Raw genomic sequence first — 21218 nt, 5'->3', positions numbered from 1 at the left:
CTCATCCGCTCCCATTTTCTGGTTCGTACCAACCGACCGTGCGTTGAGACGGCCGTAAATAAAGTTCCCGAACCCGCTCAATATCGTCCAGGCTAATTTGATTTAGACGCTCCAAGACCGTTTCGTACCAACTGTAATCCCCAATGACCGCCTCCGTCATGCCCAGCAATTGCGCTTGTCCGGTGATGCTCTCCCCGGCCAGCACAAACTCTGCTTTAGCCCGCTTGAGTGCCTTGTCCAGCTCCTTTTTTGTGATTGGTTCCGACGCCAGACGCGCTAATTCAGCATCCAGCGCGGCTTCCACTTCTGGCAGGGTTCGGCCAGCTTGCACCACGGCATTGAGCATGTACAAAAACGGATCGCTGGTGGGGGTGAGGCTGCCGTAGGCACTGGCCGCTAATTCTGTGTTGACCAAGGCTTTATAAAGCCGGGAGCTTTTGTTGCTGCCGCCACCGCCAAACATGCCCAGGCTGCTGCCGCCCGCAAAAGCCGCGTTTAGCAATACCAGTGACAAATAGTCGGGATGGGCAGCTGCCGGAGCGCGGTATGCCATCGTGAGGTAGGCTGTATCGCCTGGCCCTTGCACAACTGTGCGCCGTTCCCCTTTTTGGGGTGGCTCCTGCCGCGTAATGGGATCGGCCGGTTGCCCAGATGGCAAGTTGCCGAACTGGGCTTCAATCTTTGCCAGCATTTCGGCCGTTGTAAAATCGCCAACGGCAATGACGATGGCATTATTTGGTACGTAATGCCGTCGGTAATGGCCGTACAAATCATCGCGAGTCATGCTGTGCAGATCGGCCATATCGCCAATGACTTCGTGATGATAAGGATGCACCCGAAAGGCGGCGGAAGTCAGCTCTTCCATGAGCTGGAAGTTGGGGTCATTTTCATACATTTGCCGCTCAGAAATAATAACGGTGCGCTCCGATTCCACCTCTTCTGGCATCATAAGCGTGTTCGCCATGCGATCTGCTTCTAGCTGTATAGCGAGGTCGATTTTGCTATTGGGCATCGTCTCGTAATATGCTGTGAAATCAACCCAGGTGAAGGCGTTCCAGTACCCTCCTTCGCGAGAAACCAGGCCATCGAGCGAGCCATTGGGAAAGGTGAGGGTGCCCTTGAACATCATGTGCTCAACCCAGTGGGAGACGCCGGTAATGCCTGGTTTTTCGTGCCTGCTGCCGACGCGGTACCAAACCATAAAGCTGGCGACGGGGGCGTGGTGCATCTCTTTTAACACGACGGTAAGGCCGTTATTGAGTGTTGTTTTGTGAACCGAGTTTGTCATGGAGCATCCTTTGTCGCTGCGCCTTGCAGGATGCGAGATTATAACAATGGATAGGGGAATGGGGAAACGGCCGTTTAATGTCAAAGTGGCAAATAAACGTACATCCACTCTTTCATTTCTTCTGGTGAACAGCTTTCTGCCATGATGAGAATATCTTGAATTGCTTCTCCAACAGCCATAAATTTTGGAACAAATATGATACCTGCGATACTTTGCCCAGACGAAAGAACTTCGGCTACATGCTGAGGCATTGATTTATAATCATGTGTAAGTAAAATGCGCTCTTCTTGTGCTGCCCAGCGTAGAATGCTGGGATCATCAGCTCTATAAAGTCCTACATCTTGAACGCGAACAATGTCAAGTGGTGAGGAATGCTGGCGTCTTAGCCCCGTTAAAATACGGTTATTGAAATTTTCATCTGTCAGAAATCTTTTTAACTTCAGCATTCCGTTCACCAACCATTTTCTTCTCAAAAAAACGCGCTCAGATTATATTTTATCTGAGCGCGTTGGCTTCGTATCTTTCAACTTGGGCAAATTCTAGCGGAAGCGCAGAAGGTTATCAAAATGCAACAGGAAGGAAAGACAAGGCTATCTACCTTCTGTTTTTTGAGCATGTAATCGTTGACGAAATGCTTGATATCCTGGTCTAGATTCTAGCTGTTTTTTGATTTGCGCCGCTTCTTTTTCTTGCTGTTGAATATATTCATCAATGGCTTTGCGATTATTTAAATAGTAAGAGATAACAGCATAAATATCAGCTAATTCTAAAGCCGGGAATTGGCTGAAAATATCCTCGGCAGTGTAGCCTTGGTTGAAGGCGTAGACAACTGTTTCCAATGTAACCCGTGTTCTACCGATCCGGATCGTTCCGCTGCTATCAGATTTTAGGGGCAATGTAGGTATTTCTAGCGTTAACATCACATTTCACCTCTGTTCCGATTATAGCACAAGTGGTATTGGAAAAAATCAGGGCAAAAAAAACTCCGGCATAATTACAATAAGCCGGAGTTTTTTGCAAATGGACAAGTGGTTATGGTTGTTTTTCCAGCTCAGGGACGACGCCATTTGTGGAAGGTACGGCCGTTTCCATTTCAGGTGCCATCAACCCAGCACCAACGGCCAGATATTGATACCCTTTTTCTACCAGGCTGGTATAATCAGGAATCATGCGACGGCCGTCAATCACCAGGTAGGGTGGCTTCACGGCTTTCTCAATGGTGCGAGACAGCCCACGGAACTCTTCCCAATCTGTAGAAATGTACACCGCGTCACTGCCGTCGAGGGCTTCCTGCACGGTGCTATGGTAGCTGATGCGCTCAAAAAGATGGTTCTTTTCTGGGTTGAACCAGTAATTTTGTGCGGCATCCATGGCCAGCGGGTCATAAGCACGGATGGATTTGACGCCTTTGCTCAGCAATGCTTCTACTGCCTTTAGAGCGGCCGAATCACGCATGTCGTTGGTGCGCTTTTTGAAGGCCAGACCCAGCAACGCAACCGTCTTTTGGTTGAAGTTGAAATCTGCTTCATGCACCGCGCGATCAATCAGATACGTTTTCTGGTATTCGTTGATGTTGTAGACTGCCTGTAGCAAATCGGTCGAGCAGCCTGCCTGATTTAGCTGGTAGATGAGTGATTGAATATCCTTGCCGAAACAGCTGCCGCCGGCCCCATTGCTGACGTAAGAACCCCAGGTGCTGATCCGGTTATCGGCCGTAACACCGAGCTTCAAATCCTCCATGCGGACGTTAGGCAATGCTTCACCCACACGGGCACCCACACCGTTCCAGAAGGAGATGTAGGTGAGCAGCAGGGTGTTGCCCATGTATTTTATGGCTTCGGCCGTTTCTGGCGTGGTTTCCACATATTTTATGCGTACGTGGTTTACAAACTGTGAGTAGACGCGGCGCAAAATCTGGAAATCTTCGGTAGTGTCGGCACCAACTACAATGCGGTCTGGACGGCGTGACCCTTCCACGGCATTGCCCTGCGCCAAAAACTCTGGATTAGAGGCTACCCCAAAGTTTTCTACGCCATGCTCATTCATGATACGTTCCAGCAGGCGTGCTGTGCCAACTGGCACGGTACTCTTGTTCACCAACACCACGCGGTTGTTGTTTTTACGCTTGGACAAATATTCAGCGATGTCGTGAGCGGCCTTCAAATAATAAGTGAGGTCCGTCGAGCCATCCCGATTTGGCGGCGTGTTGATGCACATATAAAACACATCTGTCTCTTCCACAATGTCGCTAATATCTGACGTGAAAAAGAGGTATCGGTCAATGGTGTCAGCGATAGCGGCTGGCAGGCCGGGTTCGTTAACATACCGCTCGATTTGTTCTGCATCGGCGGTTTGGTAAGCAGCTATTTTTTTGGGATCGATATCGTAAGCGTATACTTCATGACCCGCTTCAGACAATACGGCCGCATGGGGTAGCCCTACAAAGCCGGTACCAACAACAATAATTTTCATAATAGTTTGCTCCTTCAACTAATAAAGTCTTTGTCGAATTTGTTCAAAGCTCTACGAGGGTTTGGCTTGATGTGAAGGGCTGTTTGTAAAACTTTGACGATAACATTTTTATTAACAGTTCATATGGGATTTTGTGCAAGAAACCAGGCACAAATCTGTGGCAAACATACCACAGTTGACGGTACTGGTACACTCTTACATTTGTACTTTCCACACTTATTCCAGACGATTGTTAAACGCAATTTGGGTGGCTGCCCGACGGCCGATTTCCACGGCAAAATTGGTGCCACGATCCCACGGATACACCTGGCTCATGCTGGCAAAATAGAGGCCAGGGATGGGCGTCTGCTCGGCGGGAATGTTCTCTGAATGGTTCACCAAAGGTACGGGCTGGGCGTAGCTGGCCTTAAATAGCCAGCTTTTGCGCACCCACTCTGGCTTAAATGCCGGATTGATTTTGGTAAGTGCGGCGGTGAAAAGTTGCTCCAGCTCAGATTGATTCATCGTCATGTATGGGTGATCTGGCTTTACATAATCACCGCAATAAATGATGTAATCACCACCATAATGCTGCCGGTTTATGTAGTTAGTATGCTCCACTAGAGCCAGAAACGGGAGTTCATTTTTGGTTTTGTCTGTCGAAATGGCAGGAATGTTGAGCCAGTAGGTATTGCTGTCGGCCATCAGCGGCCGTTTCAACGCCAACGTCAGCACCACAGCCCCCATACTTTTCAGTTTCAGCAGTTGCCCTAAATAACTTTCAGGTAGTGAAGGAGCCATCTTGCTCAACAAGTTTGGCGACGTGGTTACCAGGCATGCATCAAACGTTTCATTCTGATTGTTTACGGTCAGGTCAAGCTGGTTGTTGTTGCTAATGGGGGTGATGCTTTGGACTGGGCTGTTCAGGCAGATTTTGCCGCCGCGTTGGGCAACGGCCTTTTCCAACGCATCAATAAACGCCTGAAAACCGCCCTCAAAATAGCCCAGCTTAAAGCTGCGTACATACAGCCGGGCCCACAGCCAGGCCATATTTACCTTATCAAAATAATCCCCAAATTTGCCAATGAGCAGCGGTTTCCAGCTCACATCATAAATTTTTTGGCCATAGAAGCGGCGTGTCCAGGAAACGGCCGTGTGCTGCTCCAGATATTGCCAAAACTTGGTATACCGAATAAACGCCCCAACCACACCAAACCTGAAAAAGTTTACAATGTTGTAGCCGGGGAACTTAAACCAATCGACCGGATTGCTAAATGGGTAAATTTGCCCGTCGTACAAAATAGACGTGCGAGGGGTGGGGAAAAATAGCTTTTCCTTAATGCCAAGCTCTTCTACCAAACCAATAATCGCTTCATCCGTTTCAAACAGATGATGGTAAAATTTCTCCAGCGGCCACTCCCAATTTTCATCATGGAAGCCAGTGGCCAGCCCGCCGACCTGGTTGCTGGCCTCAAACAGCGTCACATCATGCCCGGCGGCCAGCAAATCATATGCGGCCGAAAGCCCAGCTAGCCCAGCACCGACAATCGCAATCCTCATGCGCTGGCCTCCTGCTCTGCTACCTGCACAGCGCGACCAAAGTCCGCCCAGCCAAGCCCTTCTTTGAGCATGTAATAGCCGCCCAACAGGGTGATAGGCAGCCAGAGCGCGGCATGAAGTACCAACGTGTAAGCGGTCGCCAACCCTTGTTCAATGCCGTACAAAGTTAGCACCGCAATGCCGGGGCCGTCAAAGGTGCCTACGTAGCCGGGGGCGGACGGTAGCGTGGTGGCCAAATTCACAATGCCGTTCATCAGCATTAGAGCAAAAAAGCTCACTTCAAAGCTAAAGGCGTGCATCACAAACCAATATTTCACCGTTTCCAGCAGCCAAATGACAACCGATGTGAGGAAGATCATGAGAACGTTCTGGAAGCTGCGCAGCGATTCTAGCCCGGTAAGAAAGCGTTGCAGAAACTCAAGAAGCGGCCGTTTCACCCTATCTGGCAATAATTTGTCACCAAGCCACTCAGCCAGGGCATAAAAACGGTCTGGCATGGCAGCCAGGGCAAAAAAGATGACCATGGCCACAAAAAAGAGAATGCTCGCCGTAATCACGATGGCGCGAATAGAGCCATCATCGCCGGGGATGGGTGTAAAGGGGAGGGCGATAAATACAAAGACAAGCATCACCAGCCCGTCAAATACGCGCTCTACAATGACGGTAGCCAAGCTGGCTCCCATTGGTACATCTTTGCGGCGGCGCAGTACGTAAGAACGCAGCACCTCCCCGGCGCGAAACGGGTAGATATTATTGCCCATGTAGCCGATCACAACGACGGGAAACAGTTGGCGTAGCGGGATGTGTTTTAACGGCCGTAACATATAATCCCAGCGCCACGTTCGCGCCCACACCGCCACAAAATAGACCGCCACGCCGGGCAGCAGCCACCAATAGTTAGCAGCCTGTATATCTCGCCACACTTCCGATAAATCCAGACCGCTTAGTGCCCACCAAAGAAAAACGGCGCTGATCGCAACGCCGATCCCAAAATAAATCCGTTTCAATGCAAAGAACCTCAAAGTATATACACAATGCCGCAGCAAAAGCCGCAATTGTACCATGCACCCAAGGCCTGTCATCCTGCATTACGTTAGGCGGGATAAGGCGGCATGAAGGTGCTTTGACAACTGCATAAAATTATGATAGCGTTTAAGAATCTTTTATTGGTAGCTCTGTTTCAAGGGAGTTGCCCTGTTTAATTGTAGGAGGTTGGTGACCGTGGCAGAACGCGAAGTAGGTACTGTTAAATGGTTCAGTAATGACAAAGGTTATGGCTTTATTGAACGGGACGCAGGTGGCGACATCTTCGTTCATTACAGTGCCATCCAGGGTAGTGGCTATCGTTCTTTGGAAGATGGCCAGCGGGTTGAATTTGCAGTAGCGGAAGGTCCTCGTGGGCTTCAGGCGCAAGAGGTTAACCGATTGGCTGAGTAAGCAACTCTAACTTGCAACCAGAAAGAGCACATCCGCGGATGTGCTCTTTTTTTGTTTCACGATTTTTGCCAACCAGTGCCAAAATAGTTAACGGCCGAAATGCATCGGCATGATGATGTGGACAAAGTCATTGTCCCCCACAGGTTTGATAACGCCCGGCTCCATCGGGTTGGTGGTTTCCAGTGCTACTTGTGGCGTGTCGATAACGCTCAAAACGTCGGTCATATATTTGACGTTGAACGCAATTTCAATAGGGTCGCCATCTACGTCGGCATCTATGGGGGCTAAGGAGTCGCCAGTTTCGGTACTGGTGGCAGCAATGACTGCTGAACCAGGGCTAAGCTCATCTCCCGGCTCGATGCGGACGCGAGCGGTATGGCTGGATTCGCGGGCAAAAATTTCGGCGCGTTTGCAGGCACTGCGGAATTCGGCCGTGCTTAGCACGGTGCGCGTCAGATTATTCTTGGGGATGATCGGCGTGTAGTCTGGGAATGTTTCATTGATGAGCTGGGAAACCAACACGACGTTATCCATGTCGAATACGATTTGGTTGCGCCCCTCTGGTAATGAAATGTAAACGGCGTCGTTGTCGTCGCTGGCAATGCGCCCCAGCTCCGTTAGTGCCCGTGCCGGAATAATGATGTCGATAGGTTTCTCTACGAAGCCGGGAATGTGGGCAGAGCGCAGGGAGAGGCGGAAGCCGTCGGTGGCGGCCATGAGCATTTTGCTTTCTTCAAAATGGGTGGAGACGCCGGTGAGGGTGGGGCGGGTGTCATCGGTGGCGGCGGCGAGGGCGACCTGACTGATCATTTGCTTGAGCACGGCCGTTTCTACCCGAATGCGGTCATTTTGATCAGGTTGGGGAACCAGGGGGAACTCTTGGGCGTCAATGCCCTTGATGTTGGCCTCGGTACGGCCGCACGTAATGTGAACCGTCTGATTTTGCTCATTCAATGCCAAATCAACTCGGTCTTGCGGCAGTGCCCCCACCAAATCACTGAGCGTGCGAGCCGGTACTGTGACAGAGCCTTCTTCTTCCACTTTGGCACCAATCCAGGCGGTAATGACAATTTCCAGGTTCGTGGCAGAGAGTTTGAGACGGCCGTTGTCAGTCTCTAGCAGCACGTTGGCCAAAACTGGCAGCATCGAGCGCGTGCTCACCGCCCGGCTTACAATATTTAACCCTTTTGCCAAGTTTTCTTGCAGACAGGAAACCTTCATGCCATTTCTCCCTAAAGTTTTGTTGTGTTAACCCGCATAGATTGAGCAAAAATAGTATATAGGAACGAGAGGCACAGGGCAAGCTGTAAGACAAATTCAAAAAGAGTTGGTAGAGCAAGTTTGGGTAACTTTAGGGGGACCAGTTTTCGTGCTTTGCCCAGGTTTTAGCGGCATCCCAAATGAGGTCATAAACTGGGTCTTTTATATCGTAATACGTTTCCATATCACCGCCGTAATGTTTAGCAAGCTGGCGTTTGATAATTTCAATAGTTTGGGCAGAGCGGGGATGGGCAGGGAAAGTAGATTACCGTTTGGTGGTTTGTTCCACTAATTGATTTAAGAAACAAACCGCCAAACACTTAAGCATTTTGTCTCTTGTAGATTTTATGGTTGTCTGCTGTAGATTGCCTCTACTGCTAACATGGCTTCGCCTTCTGGGGTAATGTTGTGCATGATAAATTTGAACTGGGCGTCGCTTAAAGGCTGGATAGTGAGGCGCCAGCCCCAATCAGGCCCCGGAGGCGCGGCGTAGCTGCCCAATACAGTAATCCCACCATCTGACTGAATTTCTCCGGTACAGTGCATCATCGCATGCTGCATATGCCAAGAATCCACCCAGGCGGCGTCCACTTGTTCACCCTCCTGCCCAAAGAGCAACAAACCTGCTTGTGACTGATTTTTATATGCCCATGTGTAGTTGAGTGTGGCAAATTTGTTTTGAGCAACTGGTTGGAAAACGGCCGTTCCCGCCGATTCCTGAGCTGGCTTTGAGGGGTCAAGCCATAGACGATTGATGCCCTGCCAACTTCCTGCCAAAGCGAGTAATTTTTTTGAAACAGCCATTGTTTAAGCTCCTTTGGGCTTACTTCACTTAGGTTTGATTATATGCAGCTTGCAATTTGTCGATTTCAATTTTGCGCATTTGCAGCATCGCATTTGTCACTCTCTGGGCTTTCTCAAGGTCTTCATCATTCATCATCTCAATAAGCACCGAGGGGATAATTTGCCAGGAGAGACCGAACTTGTCTTTGAGCCAACCACACTGAGATTCCTCTCCGCCACCTTCGATTAGCTTTTCCCACAAAGCATCTACTTCTGCTTGGGATTGGCAATCGACATAGAGCGAAATTGCCTCAGTGAACTTGAACTGAGGGCCAGCGTTCATGGCTACGAACTCCTGCCCCTCAAGTTGGAACCTGGCGGTGAAAAGCGTGCCTTCGGGAAAAGTCGCGTTTTTACCATATCGATTCATTTCCAGGATTTTTGAATTATTAAATATAGAAACGTATAGGTTAACTGCTTCTTCTGCCTGGTTGTCGAACCACAAAAAGGGCGTAATTTTTTGCACGAATTGTCCTCAATCTTGTTTTTTAGCTGCGATTTGGTTGGTAATGGAGGGCTACGATGCCGCAATCAATCGTTACCTGTACTTGAAGTTTCAGTTTTCTCACTAGGCCATCTCCAATAATTTGCTTGCTGTGCGCCAGTTGCGGGCCGTGGCTGCCACGCCAAGCGCACGCTCTACTTTAGTGGCCAGTTTAGAACGGCCGATCCCATCCGGCGCGTACAAATAAAACACCGACCCAATCAGGGCAAACTGCTCACTTTCACTTTTAGCTGCTTCTAGCCTGGCTAAATCCGGGTTGGATGGGGCGGATTCTAAAAAGTAGAAATGGAGGGTTTTGTGTTGTTCATCGGTAGCGGGGAAAGGGTTTTGGGCAACGGCCGTTTCCAAATCCACCAAGCTGAGCAACAAAATCCGAGGCACAAAACCCTGACTTTCACCAATCGCTGCCCCAATTTCTTCCGCCAGGGTAGGCAAATCGGTGCGATCAGTCTGGCAGACCACGTTGCCGCTTTGGATGTATGTTTGCACATTTGCCAAACCAATCTCTGCCAAAATCGCTTTTAGGTCACGCATGGGCAGCTTGTTACGGCCGCCCACATTGATGCCTCGCAGCAGCAAAATGATTGTGTTCATTTAGCCCCCAGCCATAGCGCCGATGATGCGGAATGGCTCCGTGCCGTTGGCGATTGTTTCTGGCAGAGGCGTGTATGGGGCAGCGTGTGACCAATCTTGTCCAGCGGCAAAAAAGCGAATGAAGTCCCGCCGTTTGTGGGTATGATGGTCACGAATTGTGCCGCGCAGCACTGGGTACATCTCCTCAAGTTTATCGAGGATTGCTTGCTGCGTGACTGGGCTATCCAGCTCGAGTTGAATCTCTTTGCCCACCTTGGCCAAATTCCGCAGATGAAACGGTAACGTTACGCGAATCATGGCAGGGTTTGCACTTCTATCGACAAAACTTTGGGCAGGTCTCGGGCAATCGCGTTCCAGCTATCGCCTGAATCGGCCGAGGCATAAACCTGTCCACCAGTAGTGCCAAAGTAAATGCCGCACGATTCAAGCGTGTCAATGGCCATTGCATCCCGCAAGATGTTGACATAACAGTTTTCTTGCGGCAGGCCATTGGTTAACGCTTCCCACTCATTGCCGCCGCTGCGGCTGCGGTAGACGCGCAGTTTGCCTTCTGGTGGATAATGCTCAGAGTCGCTTTTGATGGGTACAACGTAAATTGTTTTTGGTTCATGGGCATGCACAGCAATGGGGAAGCCAAAGTCGCTTGGTAGATTGCCGCTGACCTCATGCCACAGATCACCGCCGTTGTCGCTGCGCATCACGTCCCAATGTTTTTGCATAAACAAAACGTCCGGCCGTGACGGATGAATACTGATATTGTGAACGCAATGCCCTACATCCGCTCTTTCCTCTGGAATTTCCCACTGAGAGACCAACCCATTATTGATGGGGCGCCACGTCTCGCCGCCGTCATCGGTGCGGAACGCGCCTGCGGCCGAAATGGCCACGATGATGCGGTTGGGGTTGCTGGGATGTAGGACGATGGTGTGCAGGCAAAGCCCACCTGCACCCGGTTGCCACAAATTCCCTTTGACCTCTCGCAATCCGGGCAGTTCTTGCCAACTTTGCCCGCCATCGCTAGAGCGGAACAGAGCTGCATCTTCTACGCCAGCGTAAACGATATCCGCCTCGGTAAGGGATGGTTCCAAATGCCAGACGCGCTTGAACTCCCAAGGGTGCTGTGAGCCATCGTACCATTGGTGGGTGCCAGGATCGCTGTCATAGGCGAATTCGTTATTGACTGCTTCCCATGTTTTGCCACCATCATCAGAGCGTTGGATGAGCTGGCCAAACCAGCCGGTAGATTGGGAAGCGTAGATGCGGTTGGGGTTTACGTGGGAGCCTTTCATGTGGTAAATCTCCCAACCCGCAAAGTGGGGGCCACTCACGTCCCAATCCTGTCGCTTTTCATCTGACGTTAGAATAAATGCACCTTTTTTGGTGCCAACTAAAACGCGTACACCGCTCATTTTTTGTTTTCTCCTTGTATTTGCTCGAGGCGGCTAACTAAGTTCCAAAGATAGCTGCCAGGAAACACCAAATCGATCGGCACACCAGCCGAACTTTTCACTAATATGGATAGGCTCCCAAGGGCATCATTATTTGGCCATCTTGGGATAATGCGGCAAACAATCGGTCAATTTCTGCTTCGCTTTCGCAGGTGACGAAGAGAGACATCGCCGGGGTAAATGTGAATTCGTGCTGGATGCTGCTGTCTATGCACATGAATTGCTGGTCTTTGAGGGTAAATTTGGCGAGGCGCACGGTTCCTTCTACACTGTCTTCGTTGGCTCCGTAGCGATCGATGTGGGAAACGGCCGCTTCTTCAAACAAAGACGTATAAAAGTTGAGTGCTTCCTCCGCCCGGCCTTCAAACATTAAAAAAGTAGCTATCTGTTGCATGGTTTTTCCTTCAATATTTGCTATGCAGAACGCTTCCCGCTTTTCGCGGCTGCTTTTTCTAGATTTTCGACCGCTCTGAATTGAGCAATTTTGCTAATCAGTTCGTAGGGAATGGGTTGGTTGTAAGGAAATTGGACAGCTCCCTTGCTGCTTTTGTAGCTGGTGAGTTCATCGGCAAAGGCGGTAATGCCTGAAGGGGTGGGATAAAAGCCGAGATGGTTTTTAGATGCACCAAAATGCACCAAGTTGCCATCCAGCTTGAAGGTAGGCATGCCGTAGGTGATGGTTTCGGTGGCATTGGGAACGGCCGTTTTCACCACCTCCCGCACCTTTTGCAAAATTTTCTTAACTTCAGGTGGCTGGTTCGCAATGTATTCATCTATCGTTGCTGGTTTGTCCATTATTTTCACCAACTAGGCGCGTTTAGAGCGCATCGCTTTTTTCTTCACGACGGCCGCATCTCCTACCAGTTTTTTATACGCTTCGGTTTCCACACCAAACATGGCGATTTTGCCATCTGCGTTGCTGTGGACACCCCAGCCATACCGTTTGGTGAGCGGCGAGGCGCGGAAGCAAGGTTGCCCTTTGGAGAAGAAAAGGTGACGCTGCTCGGCTAAATTTTCTTCTGGAATTTCTTTTCTGGTGGCGAAGACGGTAAATAACACGTCGTCAGACGTAAATTCGTAGGGATGCCCATGCAGCATTTCATATTGCAGATTGGCGACCGACTTTTTGCTGCCCTTGATTGGCGGAATTTCGCCCTGAGCCGCCGGACAATCTTCAGCAATCTCAATGAGCGTGTTGAAATAGTTGGTACTCTCCATTATTGAACCATTCCATAGCTGTGAGTCACATCAAATTCGTACACCAGACGCTGTTGTTCGACCATCGTTTGCAGGAATGCTTCGGTGTCCAGCTCGTGGCCAAACCAGTTGAGCGGACCAGTCGGGCGGTTTTGCAGCTGCCGCATGAGGCGTAGATTTTGTTCCGGCGCGTCGCTCCCATCGAGGATGGTAACGGCCGTTTCCAGCGTCAAAAATTTGTATTGATTGTCGAAGATAAACAGGGTGCAGCGCGGATCACGGCGCAGTCGCTTCGTGCGGATGCGGTCTTGCGTGCCGCTGCTCCACAGCTTGCCATCTATGATTCCCACACTGATACGCACAGCTTTTGGGGTACCATCTTTGGCCGTGGTGATCATCGCGGCTGAAGGATTGTCTTTGATAAATGCTATTTGAGCGTCACTGAGAGTCATTTTTTCCTCACATTTGTTTAGGCGGGTTGCTGTTGCAAACTGCACAACGCTTGGCGGATTTCGCCCAGGTGGTAGGCGGTGTGGACGATGGTGGCCATCGCACCGCCAATCACGCGCTCGTTGGGCCAGGCGGGGGTGTCGTGGATAAGCTGTTTAATTTTGCCGTAGCTGTCGCGGAGTTCGTCTTGGATTGCTTGCCATTCTTGGGGGGAAACGGCCGTTACCTCCCGCCAAATCTCGCCCCAATCAACCGGGTTAAACTGCTGGGTTCGCACGTTTCGCTCTAATACATCGAGGTAAAACGCCGTATGCTTCACCTGCGCTGCCAGCGTGGCACATTGGCCACCCACTGGAATGGAGGCTTCTTCGGCTGAAATGGTGGCTAAGGTTTCAAAAAAAGAGGTGCCTTTGTCTAAATAGATGCCTTGTACATTTTCAAATGTTTCATCAAGGAGGAGGTAAAGGGCTTTCTTGAATAAATCGCTATCTAGTTTGCTTGACATAAATGCCCCTGTTGTTTTAAAAGTGGAACACGGAGTTACACAGAGAAGCCGCAGAGCTGCACAAAGAAAAAGCTAGCTCTCTGACGAAATTGTTGAATCAGGGTAACTAATACAGCCTCTCTGGCTGTGGCTGGCGTCTCGCCGTGCCACCTAGCCGGTACGGTCAGGAGACCGACCGGAGCTCCTGAATAGTTACGAATCAGGATGACAAGTTTATCTTGCAGGTTGCCCGGATGGTGTTGAGAAGTTGTGAAAAATATGCGAGTTGTGTGGGCAAGGTGAGAGAATTGTAGAGCAGATGTTCTAATTTGTCCAGCCTGAAATCAGATTAAATTGGATGTGTAGATAGGTTGATTTGTTGGGGAAACGGCCGCTTCCCACAATCACTTCCTCTTTCGCAAGGCAGGTGCCGTGAGTGCCATGAGCACAATGCTCAGACCGGCCGCCCCCCATTGCCAGATGGCCGGGTTGGTGAGCCGCGGGTAGAGCAGCAACCCAATCGAAATGCCGAGGATGATCATGGCAATTAGATAACCATAGTCGCGAAAGGAGAGTGAAGACCGTGAATTTTCATTCTTTTGAATCATAGATAATCCTCCGTACAAAACAGCCTGGTTGAGGTTGCATCAAAAATTCAGAAGCATCGTACCATAAAAATGAGCACGGCAATCAAAATTTAATCATTCTTTTCATCGGCGTAGCGGCGTTTCCATTCGTATAGCTTGTTGATCGCCTCCAGCGGCGACATGCTGTTTACATCAAGAGCTTCTAACTCATCCAGCAGGGGGCTGGATTCGGGGAAGAGGGCCATTTGCTGCACACTGTTCAGGCGGCTGGGTTCGACGGCCGTTGTGGGGGCATGTTCCTCCAATTCCAGCAAAATCTCATCGGCCCGATTGATCACATCGCGCGGTAAGCCTGCCAGTTGCCCCACGTGGATGCCGTAGCTCTGATCCGCACCGCCTGGGACGATTTGGTGCAAAAAGATCACCTTGTCCCCTTCTTCGGCCACGGCAACGTTGTAATTGCTCACGAGCGGCAACAGATCGGCCAGCCCAACCAGCTCGTGGTAATGGGTGGCAAAAAGCGTGCGCGGCTTGAGGCGAGGATGGTTGTGCAAATATTCGATGATGGCCCAGGCGATGGCCAGCCCGTCGTAGGTGCTGGTGCCGCGCCCAATCTCATCCAAAATAAGCAAAGATAGGTGGGTGGCGTGGTTAAGGATTTCGGCCGTTTCCACCATCTCCACCATGAACGTACTGCGCCCGGCGTGCAGCTCATCGTGGGCGCCGATGCGGGTGAAAATGCGGTCTACCAGCCCAATTTCGGCGCTGTCGGCAGGAACGAAGCTGCCAATTTGGGCCATGAGCACAATGAGTGCGACTTGTCGCAAATAGGTGCTTTTGCCAGACATATTTGGCCCAGTGATGATTTGGATGCGCTCGTTAGCGTCCATTTTCACATGGTTGGGCACAAACCGTTCTAAATTTAACGTTTGCTCGACGACGGGGTGACGGCCGTTTTCAATCATCAATCTGTTCTCATTCGTTAGCGTTGGCCGGACGTAGCCTTGCATTGCGGCGGCTTCCGCCAGAGTCGAGGCCACGTCTAGCTGCGCCAGCACGTTAGCCGTTTGCAGCAATCGCTGGGCATACTGGCTCACCTGCTGGCACACCTCGCTAAAGACGCGCCGCTCAATCTCTAAAATGCGTTCCTCCGCATTGAGGATGAGCGTTTCGTACTCTTTAAGCTCGGGCGTGATGTACCGCTCCGCATTGGTGAGCGTTTGCTTGCGAATATAATCATCCGGTACGCGGTCGCTGTGGGTGCGGGTCACTTCCAGGTAGTAGCCAAACACTTTGTTGAAGCCAACTTTCAGCGAAGAAATGCCAGTGCGCTCTCGCTCGCGTGGCTCTAGCTCTGCCACCCACTGCCGTGCATGTGCCGATGAGTTCATCACGCCATCTAGTTCGGCCGAAAAGCCAGGCCGGATGACGCCCATCTTGTTCAAATTGGTGGGGGCGTTTTGGGCGATGGCTTGTTCAATGATGTGGGCGGCTTCGGTGCAAGTGTCGAGATTGGAGATTAGAGATTGGAGACTAGAGACTGGAGACTGTTCACTGATTACCGATAACTGCTTACCGATCTCCGGCACGGCCGTTAACGCCAGTCCGATATTCTCCAAATCACGCGGGGTGGCTTTGCCGCTAAGGACGCGGTTGGTTAGCCGTTCCATATCCGGCAGCCCTTTGAGCGTGGCCCGGAGATCGGCGCGGAGGAGGGCGTCGTTGAAAAATGTGTCTACCTGGTCGAGACGGCCGTTCAGCGAATCCACATCCAGCAAAGGCCGAGAAATTCGGTCGCGCAGCAAGCGTATCCCCATTGGCGTTACCGTCTTGTTCAGCACCCGCAGCAGCGAGCCGCTGCGCTCGCCGCCCAGCGATTCCGTCAGTTCCAGGTTGCGTCGCGTGGCGGTGTCCAGCGCCATGAACCCCTCCACGCTGTACGTCGCCAGCCGCTGAATTTGCCCGACCGATCCTTTTTGCGTCTCTTGCAAATAATACAAAATGGCACCTGCCGCGCGCGTTGCCAGCGATTTGCCCTCACAGCCAAAGGCAGCCAAGGAGTCAACGCCAAAGTGGCGCAGCAGGGTTTGGCGAGCATTGCCTTCTTCAAAACGCCAATCGGGCAGACGGCTAATCGCCTTAGCTTCACCATTAAAAGCGAGTTCGCTGTCGGGCAGCAGCAATTCGGCGGGGTCTAATCTGGCTAGCTCTTCGGTGAGGCGGCGACGGCCGTTAAACTGCGTGGTGGCAAATTCCCCGGTGGTCACATCGGCATAAGCCAGGCCCACGCGATCACTTTCGATGAGAACGGCCGTTAGATAATTATTCCGCCCCGCATCCAACATCCCCGGCTCGATGACCGTGCCAGCCGTAAACACGCGCACTACCTCACGCGGCATCAGCCCTTTAATTTGGGACGAGTCGCCAATCTGCTCGCACAGCGCCACCTTGTACCCTTTGGCAATGAGCCGGGCAATATAGCCTTCAGCGGCATGATGGGGTACGCCCGCCATCGGCGTGCGCTGGTTTTTGCCCTGTGGCCGACTGGTCAGCACCAAATCCAGCTCTTCGGCAGCCAGCTTGGCGTCATCATCAAACGTCTCGTAAAAGTCACCCAGCCGAAAGAAAACAATCGCGTCTTGATGCTGCGCCTTGATGTCTAAATATTGCTGGCGGCTGGGGGTGACTTTGCTTTTGGCCATTTTGCTCCTTGGGAAAAGTGGCTGGTGGTTTGCAGCAGGAATCGGTTCATTTATCCTCCGGGAGGTTTGGCTTTTCATTTGGATACGGCCAAAACCTCCCGGAGGTTGATTGTATGATTTTGCAGCTTGTAAGCATAGCGAGGATGGGGGCAATTGGCAAAAAAAGAGCCTTACCGAAGCAAGACTCTTTCCTTGGGCCAGGACTGGCAGTCCTGATGCCTTTTAGTCATTGTAAAAATGAGTGAGGACTGCCAGTCCTCAAAGCAAACTTATGGGACAATGTGAATTCCATCTGCGTTTTCGCCAACATAGCCATTGGCTGAGCCGTCCCAGAAGAGGGTAAAAGTACAACTGGTGCTGCTGCCGGGCGTGCTGCCAGCACAAACAAAGATGTCTGCACCATCACCACTGACGCCGGAGACGGCGAAGGTGCCTTTGGCGGATAAGTAGATGTCGTTATTCGCATCTACCCAGGTGCCGCCGGTTTCTTCACTGCCGGAATTGTTCAGACCAACATCGGAGCCATCAAAGTACATTGCCCAGGTGCCGCTAGTGTTGCTGCTTCCCAAAGTGCCATCGAAAGCCAACAAATCTTCATCAGAATCACCGGAAACACCGGCGACGCTGGGGCTGCCTGTGGTGCTGATGAGCAAACGGCCGTCTGGCGCAAAGCCAATCGCATCAATATCTTCACCATTGGAGGTCAAGCCCACATCCGAACCATCAAAGTACCACGAGAAGGTTCCTGCCGTCGTCGTTCCGGTAGAGGATGGGGTGAACAGAACGATGTCTGAATCATCAACCGAACCAACATCAGGAATGGTGGTTGCCCCAACAAAGCTGAGCAATACGCTGCCGTCGGGCATGATATAGAACGCATCCACATCCCGCGAGCCAGAACCACTCAATCCAACATCAGAACCATCAATGAACATGGCCCATGTACCTGTGCCGGTGTCGTAAGACAAAATATCTTCATCGGCGAAAGCGACCCCGCCTGCGTTGCCACCACTGGTGGAGCTCACGTAGATGACTGGGTCTGTGCCTGGCACAGGGGTATTGGTTGGTGTTGGCGGAACTGGTGTATTGGTCGGTGTAGGGGGAACGGCCGTATTCGTGGGTGTGCTCGTGGGGCCAGGTGTAGGTGTATCTGTTGGGATTGGTGTGTTTGTCGCCGTTGGGGCAGGCCCTGCTGTACAAACTTCCAGGCTCCAGCCGTTCAAACTGCCGCCGTCCAGATTGGCATTGTCGTCGATTCGCAATGTCCAAGTGCCGTTGGCACTTTGCCCGTCAAAGGTTGAAAGCGGATTGCTGGGCTGGTACGTGCCGCCACCAGTCGGTGGGCAAGGCCAAGTGCCAGAGGCTTCATCATCCAGATTCAAATCAAAGTTATCCTGATTGCTACAAGACCGAGCCATGATTTGAACTTCAGTGCCGCCTGGGCTGGTCAAGTTAAAGTCTAGATCGTTGATCCAGGTGTGGGTTCCATTAAGGTTGAGTACATTGATGTCGTCGATGACGCCACTGTCCGAAATATTGAGCACGGAGCTGACGCTAGGCGTGCCGCTGCTGGAAATTGCCTGAGGCACGTCTGTGCTGTTGTAGACGGTACATGTGCCCGGGGCGGGCGTATTGGTTGGGGCGGGTGTGTTCGTGGCCGTTGGTGGTGGCGGCGGTGTCGGTGTGGGACCACCCGTGGTGCAGCTGCCAAAGCTGTAGGAACCGATGTAGGTTCCCCAGCGGCCTTGTGTCGTTCCCGTATTCTTGCTGTATTCGCCCAAATACCAGAAGGTCAAGCCGTCAGGGTCGATGGTCATTTCTGTGTAGTCACCCCAGCGGCGTGGTGCGCTGGTTTCAAATGAGGTGTAGGAAATCTCGCCAGATTTGAGCAGCACTTCCGCTTGCAGCGTGCCGGCTGTATCAGTGTTTTCACGGCCAGTCACGTAAATGCTGGGGAAGATGCTGCTGCTGGATTTGGTGTACCCAACAGCCATATCATCACAATGGTTCACTGCCAAATCGGGGAATTGGCGATATTCGCTGCTGCTGCCGTACACGCCTGCGTCTATCACCGTTGCTGTGGCAGGGTTGATTTGCGCCCAGCGGACGCAGTTGACGGTGCCGCCACCCGGATTACAGCCTACGGTCATGGTGGTCCAGGCAAAGCCATTGCGGTACTCAAAATCCTGTGGTCGCCAATCGTTGCCTTGCAGGGTGCCGCCGCTGGCTTGGGGGAAGGCAACAGAGTTTGCGGCCGTTACGCCTGTTGCTGTATTCAGATTAACCGTACCCACCGTGCCAAACGTGTTGGCTCCGAACGGATCGCTCCAGGAGTAGATGGTATGATCAGCACCGTTGTAACCTGTTTCCGTGATGAAGTAATGCGGGCCGCTGGTAGGCCAGGTGCCCTGGTTCCAACCGTGCAGGTTGAGCGGTTGGGGGGTGTCATCGTTGCTGCCCAGATTAATGGTAACAGAGGAAGCGGCCGTTCCGGCATACATGGCAGCTTTGTCAAACGCCCAAATGCGGGAGTCCAGAAACGCCTGCGTGAAGTTGTTGAACATATTGGCACCCATGTAAATGGCGTCGTTGCCGACACCCGCATGGGGGTAATCAAAGAAAACGCTGGCACTGCCGGTAACAAATGAGTAAAGGTTCCAACTACCGGTGGGATCGTTTGTTTGGGAGACGGCAATGCAGTAATCGGTGCCGTCGGCATCAATTGCCAGCATAAAGCGATCTTCCCGTTCATCGTACAGCACATTGGGATCAAACACACCAGTACAGGCAGGGTTAGAAGCCATAAAGCTGGCGAAGGTTGTGGGGCCGACCAAGCTGTTGCCGCTTTTGTCGTAAATTTCAAAGGCGACGTTAACCACAGCAATGATATGGTTGGGGCCAACCGCAATTTCTGGGTCGGGCGGCACGTTGCCACCGCCGCCACAACATTCGGTGAAGTCGATAGAATCGAAGTTGGTGCCAGCGGTGGGTGCTTGCAGGCTAGGGCCGCTAGGCGGAATTTGCACGTTGGGGCTGCTGGGAATTTCTAACGCTTCTGTTTGCAGGAGTGCCATTTGCGCTTCTGGCAAGCGAAAGAACGCTTCTTGTAGATCAATTTCGCCCCGCTGCCAGCGGTCGTACTGGTTATCGGGATCGTAAACGCCAGCAGGGATGTCTGCCAGATTAACGGTTGTGGGGAATGAGATGTTGGTTTCTTGGACTTCGCCGATAGCATCTCGGTCGCCAATATCGACAGGGGCAAATGCTTGAATGGCTTGCTGGCGGTCTAGCGTTTCCGGTGCCGGGCCACTAGCCAGGCTGAGCAACCAAATACCACCAAACAACAGCAGGAACAATCCGCCGATTCGGGCGACTTTATTAATAGATTTCATTTCCTTCCTCCAGAAAGTGTGTTCACGAACGGCCGTACGGCCGCACAGAGGTCATCAAAAAAAGTGAACACAGTGTTGAGTTCGTTGTATCGGGTCAAGATGAGTTTGAAACTATGCTGGTAAAAGCCAAATTTGCGCTCAATCTAATTTAGGTATCTTTTTGGCTTTTACATACAACTTTTGTGTGGGGATAGACCAGACGGGTAGTTAGCAACGGCCGTACAGGGCTGTACGAACATTTTAGGGTTAGATGTGTGCTGGTCTGGGGGAAATACCTCCTTTAGCGTGGCTTGCCACCCAACGGCCGTTGTCCGGGCGGTAGACGGCCAGATTGCAACCCACGTATGCCAAACGCGCTATCACTAACAAAAACAATGCGTCTGCATTGGGCAAAACATTGTCAAACTACGCAATATTGCTTTTCTGCTCCTGCGCCCACTGTTCCAGACGTTTGCGGTGGCGACCTTCCAGTTTGGTTAACGGCCGTATTTGCTTCATTGTCTGGTTGGCTTCATCGAAGCTCATTCCTTCGTGCTGCATCAGGTAGGCGGCCAAAATAGTGGCGGAACGGCCACGCCCCTTGGCACAATGGATGAGAACGGAACGGCCGTCTTCTACCTGCTGTCGCACAAAATCTACCCCTGCGGTAATCATCTCATCCGAAGGTACGGTAACATCTAGCACCTTAAGCTGCTGGTAGCTGATGTCGTGTTGACGATACAAATTCACGTCATCCTCTCGTTCGGCGCGGATGTTGAGAACGGCCGTAATGCCATTGTCCAGCAAAAATTGGTAATCACGTTTGTAGTGAGGCGCACCCCCCAGCCAAAGCTGTGGTGTAATCTTGTCAAACCACTGATGTCCCTGAATCTTTTCATAGGTGAAGCGAATAAGTGGAAAAAATTTGTCGAAAAGCCAATGAATTGGGTTCATAGGCGCAATAGAATAGCAGCATAGCAGCAAAAATCAACGTGTGCCTACAAAATAGCTGCAAAAAAGGTAAATAGTTTTGAGTGGTTA

21 protein-coding genes and 1 pseudogene are annotated in these 21218 nt (G+C 51.5%); 1 reads left to right on the top strand and 21 read right to left on the bottom strand.

The genetic code is table 11. The features are described 5' to 3' along the window. Position 1 precedes the first annotated feature (1 nt). From ACOQPU_RS11895 to ACOQPU_RS11870, 6 genes are all read right to left on the bottom strand, one after another. A complete protein-coding gene (locus ACOQPU_RS11895; protein WP_420645327.1) occupies positions 2-1288 on the bottom strand; it encodes a M16 family metallopeptidase in 1287 nt (428 codons plus the stop codon). An 80-nt stretch (positions 1289-1368) separates the two neighbouring features. Beyond that, on the bottom strand, positions 1369-1734 hold the full coding sequence (locus ACOQPU_RS11890) for a DUF5615 family PIN-like protein (protein ID WP_420645326.1): 366 nt from the start codon (positions 1732-1734) through the stop codon (positions 1369-1371). Between the two features lie 144 nt (positions 1735-1878). Beyond that, positions 1879-2208: a DUF433 domain-containing protein gene (locus ACOQPU_RS11885; RefSeq protein WP_420645325.1), complete on the bottom strand. Its 330-nt coding sequence runs from the start codon at positions 2206-2208 to the stop codon at positions 1879-1881. A 112-nt stretch (positions 2209-2320) separates the two neighbouring features. Further along, positions 2321-3760, bottom strand: coding sequence for a UDP-glucose dehydrogenase family protein (locus ACOQPU_RS11880; protein WP_420645324.1), 1440 nt, complete (start codon positions 3758-3760; stop codon positions 2321-2323). A 216-nt stretch (positions 3761-3976) separates the two neighbouring features. Next, positions 3977-5299, bottom strand: a complete 1323-nt coding sequence (locus tag ACOQPU_RS11875) for an NAD(P)/FAD-dependent oxidoreductase (protein WP_420645323.1) — start codon at positions 5297-5299, stop codon at positions 3977-3979. Further along, positions 5296-6306, bottom strand: coding sequence for a lysylphosphatidylglycerol synthase transmembrane domain-containing protein (locus ACOQPU_RS11870; RefSeq protein WP_420645322.1), 1011 nt, complete (start codon positions 6304-6306; stop codon positions 5296-5298). The genes ACOQPU_RS11875 and ACOQPU_RS11870 overlap by 4 nt, the downstream gene beginning before the upstream one ends. A gap of 214 nt (positions 6307-6520) precedes the next feature. On the opposite strand from ACOQPU_RS11870, the gene ACOQPU_RS11865 reads away from it, so the two are divergent. Then, positions 6521-6736 carry a cold-shock protein gene (locus ACOQPU_RS11865; RefSeq protein ID WP_420645321.1) on the top strand — a complete coding sequence of 72 codons (216 nt, stop codon included), beginning with the start codon at positions 6521-6523 and terminating at the stop codon, positions 6734-6736. 87 nt (positions 6737-6823) lie between these two features. Here the strand turns inward: ACOQPU_RS11865 and dnaN are convergent, their stop codons facing one another. The 15 genes and pseudogenes from dnaN to ACOQPU_RS11790 form a co-directional block, all read right to left on the bottom strand. Beyond that, the gene (gene dnaN, locus ACOQPU_RS11860) at positions 6824-7957 is read right to left on the bottom strand and encodes a DNA polymerase III subunit beta (protein ID WP_420645320.1); all 1134 of its coding nucleotides are present in this window, start codon (positions 7955-7957) and stop codon (positions 6824-6826) included. 384 nt (positions 7958-8341) lie between these two features. Further along, positions 8342-8800 (bottom strand): DUF1579 family protein, encoded by a 459-nt coding sequence (locus ACOQPU_RS11855; RefSeq protein ID WP_420645319.1) that lies wholly within the window; start codon positions 8798-8800, stop codon positions 8342-8344. 28 nt (positions 8801-8828) lie between these two features. Beyond that, positions 8829-9305, bottom strand: a complete 477-nt coding sequence (locus ACOQPU_RS11850) for a VOC family protein (RefSeq protein ID WP_420645318.1) — start codon at positions 9303-9305, stop codon at positions 8829-8831. A 102-nt stretch (positions 9306-9407) separates the two neighbouring features. Then, complete coding sequence (locus ACOQPU_RS11845; RefSeq protein ID WP_420645317.1) at positions 9408-9938, bottom strand: DUF1697 domain-containing protein; 531 nt, start codon at positions 9936-9938, stop codon at positions 9408-9410. Beyond that, positions 9939-10235: a MoaD/ThiS family protein gene (locus tag ACOQPU_RS11840; protein ID WP_420645316.1), complete on the bottom strand. Its 297-nt coding sequence runs from the start codon at positions 10233-10235 to the stop codon at positions 9939-9941. Then, positions 10232-11347 carry a WD40/YVTN/BNR-like repeat-containing protein gene (locus tag ACOQPU_RS11835; protein WP_420645315.1) on the bottom strand — a complete coding sequence of 372 codons (1116 nt, stop codon included), beginning with the start codon at positions 11345-11347 and terminating at the stop codon, positions 10232-10234. Before ACOQPU_RS11835 ends, ACOQPU_RS11840 begins: the two co-directional genes overlap by 4 nt. A gap of 33 nt (positions 11348-11380) precedes the next feature. After that, positions 11381-11780, bottom strand: a pseudogene (locus ACOQPU_RS11830) (VOC family protein). 20 nt (positions 11781-11800) lie between these two features. Continuing rightward, a complete protein-coding gene (locus ACOQPU_RS11825) occupies positions 11801-12181 on the bottom strand; it encodes an iron chaperone (protein WP_420645314.1) in 381 nt (126 codons plus the stop codon). Between the two features lie 12 nt (positions 12182-12193). Continuing rightward, on the bottom strand, positions 12194-12604 hold the full coding sequence (locus ACOQPU_RS11820; protein WP_420645313.1) for a DUF6157 family protein: 411 nt from the start codon (positions 12602-12604) through the stop codon (positions 12194-12196). Then, on the bottom strand, positions 12604-13035 hold the full coding sequence (locus ACOQPU_RS11815) for a pyridoxamine 5'-phosphate oxidase family protein (RefSeq protein WP_420645312.1): 432 nt from the start codon (positions 13033-13035) through the stop codon (positions 12604-12606). The genes ACOQPU_RS11820 and ACOQPU_RS11815 overlap by 1 nt, the downstream gene beginning before the upstream one ends. 17 nt (positions 13036-13052) lie before the next feature. Then, positions 13053-13538 (bottom strand): hypothetical protein, encoded by a 486-nt coding sequence (locus tag ACOQPU_RS11810; RefSeq protein WP_420645311.1) that lies wholly within the window; start codon positions 13536-13538, stop codon positions 13053-13055. Between the two features lie 383 nt (positions 13539-13921). Next, entirely contained in the window at positions 13922-14125 is a 204-nt protein-coding gene (locus tag ACOQPU_RS11805) for a hypothetical protein (protein ID WP_420645310.1), read from the bottom strand. 89 nt (positions 14126-14214) lie between these two features. Next, entirely contained in the window at positions 14215-16806 is a 2592-nt protein-coding gene (gene mutS, locus ACOQPU_RS11800; protein WP_420645309.1) for a DNA mismatch repair protein MutS, read from the bottom strand. A 269-nt stretch (positions 16807-17075) separates the two neighbouring features. Then, positions 17076-20198, bottom strand: a complete 3123-nt coding sequence (locus tag ACOQPU_RS11795) for a proprotein convertase P-domain-containing protein (RefSeq protein ID WP_420645308.1) — start codon at positions 20196-20198, stop codon at positions 17076-17078. A gap of 405 nt (positions 20199-20603) precedes the next feature. Continuing rightward, a complete protein-coding gene (locus tag ACOQPU_RS11790; protein WP_420645307.1) occupies positions 20604-21131 on the bottom strand; it encodes a protein-tyrosine phosphatase family protein in 528 nt (175 codons plus the stop codon). Between the last annotated feature and the right edge of the window lie 87 nt (positions 21132-21218).

The organism is Candidatus Leptofilum sp. (assembly GCF_965223285.1).
In the GTDB taxonomy this organism is placed as follows: domain Bacteria; phylum Chloroflexota; class Anaerolineae; order Promineifilales; family Promineifilaceae; genus Leptofilum.
This window is presented reverse-complemented; position numbering and strand designations above follow the sequence as displayed.

Bases quoted from the DNA above. Each gene is read 5' to 3' on its own strand.
- ACOQPU_RS11895 (WP_420645327.1), bottom strand. From the start codon at position 1,288: ATGACAAACTCGGTTCACAAAACAACACTCAATAACGGCCTTACCGTC.
- ACOQPU_RS11890 (WP_420645326.1), bottom strand. From the start codon at position 1,734: ATGCTGAAGTTAAAAAGATTTCTGACAGATGAAAATTTCAATAACCGT.
- ACOQPU_RS11885 (WP_420645325.1), bottom strand. From the start codon at position 2,208: ATGTTAACGCTAGAAATACCTACATTGCCCCTAAAATCTGATAGCAGC.
- ACOQPU_RS11880 (WP_420645324.1), bottom strand. From the start codon at position 3,760: ATGAAAATTATTGTTGTTGGTACCGGCTTTGTAGGGCTACCCCATGCG.
- ACOQPU_RS11875 (WP_420645323.1), bottom strand. From the start codon at position 5,299: ATGAGGATTGCGATTGTCGGTGCTGGGCTAGCTGGGCTTTCGGCCGCA.
- dnaN (WP_420645320.1), bottom strand. From the start codon at position 7,957: ATGAAGGTTTCCTGTCTGCAAGAAAACTTGGCAAAAGGGTTAAATATT.
- ACOQPU_RS11855 (WP_420645319.1), bottom strand. From the start codon at position 8,800: ATGGCTGTTTCAAAAAAATTACTCGCTTTGGCAGGAAGTTGGCAGGGC.
- ACOQPU_RS11845 (WP_420645317.1), bottom strand. From the start codon at position 9,938: ATGAACACAATCATTTTGCTGCTGCGAGGCATCAATGTGGGCGGCCGT.
- ACOQPU_RS11840 (WP_420645316.1), bottom strand. From the start codon at position 10,235: ATGATTCGCGTAACGTTACCGTTTCATCTGCGGAATTTGGCCAAGGTG.
- ACOQPU_RS11835 (WP_420645315.1), bottom strand. From the start codon at position 11,347: ATGAGCGGTGTACGCGTTTTAGTTGGCACCAAAAAAGGTGCATTTATT.
- ACOQPU_RS11825 (WP_420645314.1), bottom strand. From the start codon at position 12,181: ATGGACAAACCAGCAACGATAGATGAATACATTGCGAACCAGCCACCT.
- ACOQPU_RS11820 (WP_420645313.1), bottom strand. From the start codon at position 12,604: ATGGAGAGTACCAACTATTTCAACACGCTCATTGAGATTGCTGAAGAT.
- ACOQPU_RS11815 (WP_420645312.1), bottom strand. From the start codon at position 13,035: ATGACTCTCAGTGACGCTCAAATAGCATTTATCAAAGACAATCCTTCA.
- ACOQPU_RS11810 (WP_420645311.1), bottom strand. From the start codon at position 13,538: ATGTCAAGCAAACTAGATAGCGATTTATTCAAGAAAGCCCTTTACCTC.
- ACOQPU_RS11805 (WP_420645310.1), bottom strand. From the start codon at position 14,125: ATGATTCAAAAGAATGAAAATTCACGGTCTTCACTCTCCTTTCGCGAC.
- mutS (WP_420645309.1), bottom strand. From the start codon at position 16,806: ATGGCCAAAAGCAAAGTCACCCCCAGCCGCCAGCAATATTTAGACATC.
- ACOQPU_RS11795 (WP_420645308.1), bottom strand. From the start codon at position 20,198: ATGAAATCTATTAATAAAGTCGCCCGAATCGGCGGATTGTTCCTGCTG.
- ACOQPU_RS11790 (WP_420645307.1), bottom strand. From the start codon at position 21,131: ATGAACCCAATTCATTGGCTTTTCGACAAATTTTTTCCACTTATTCGC.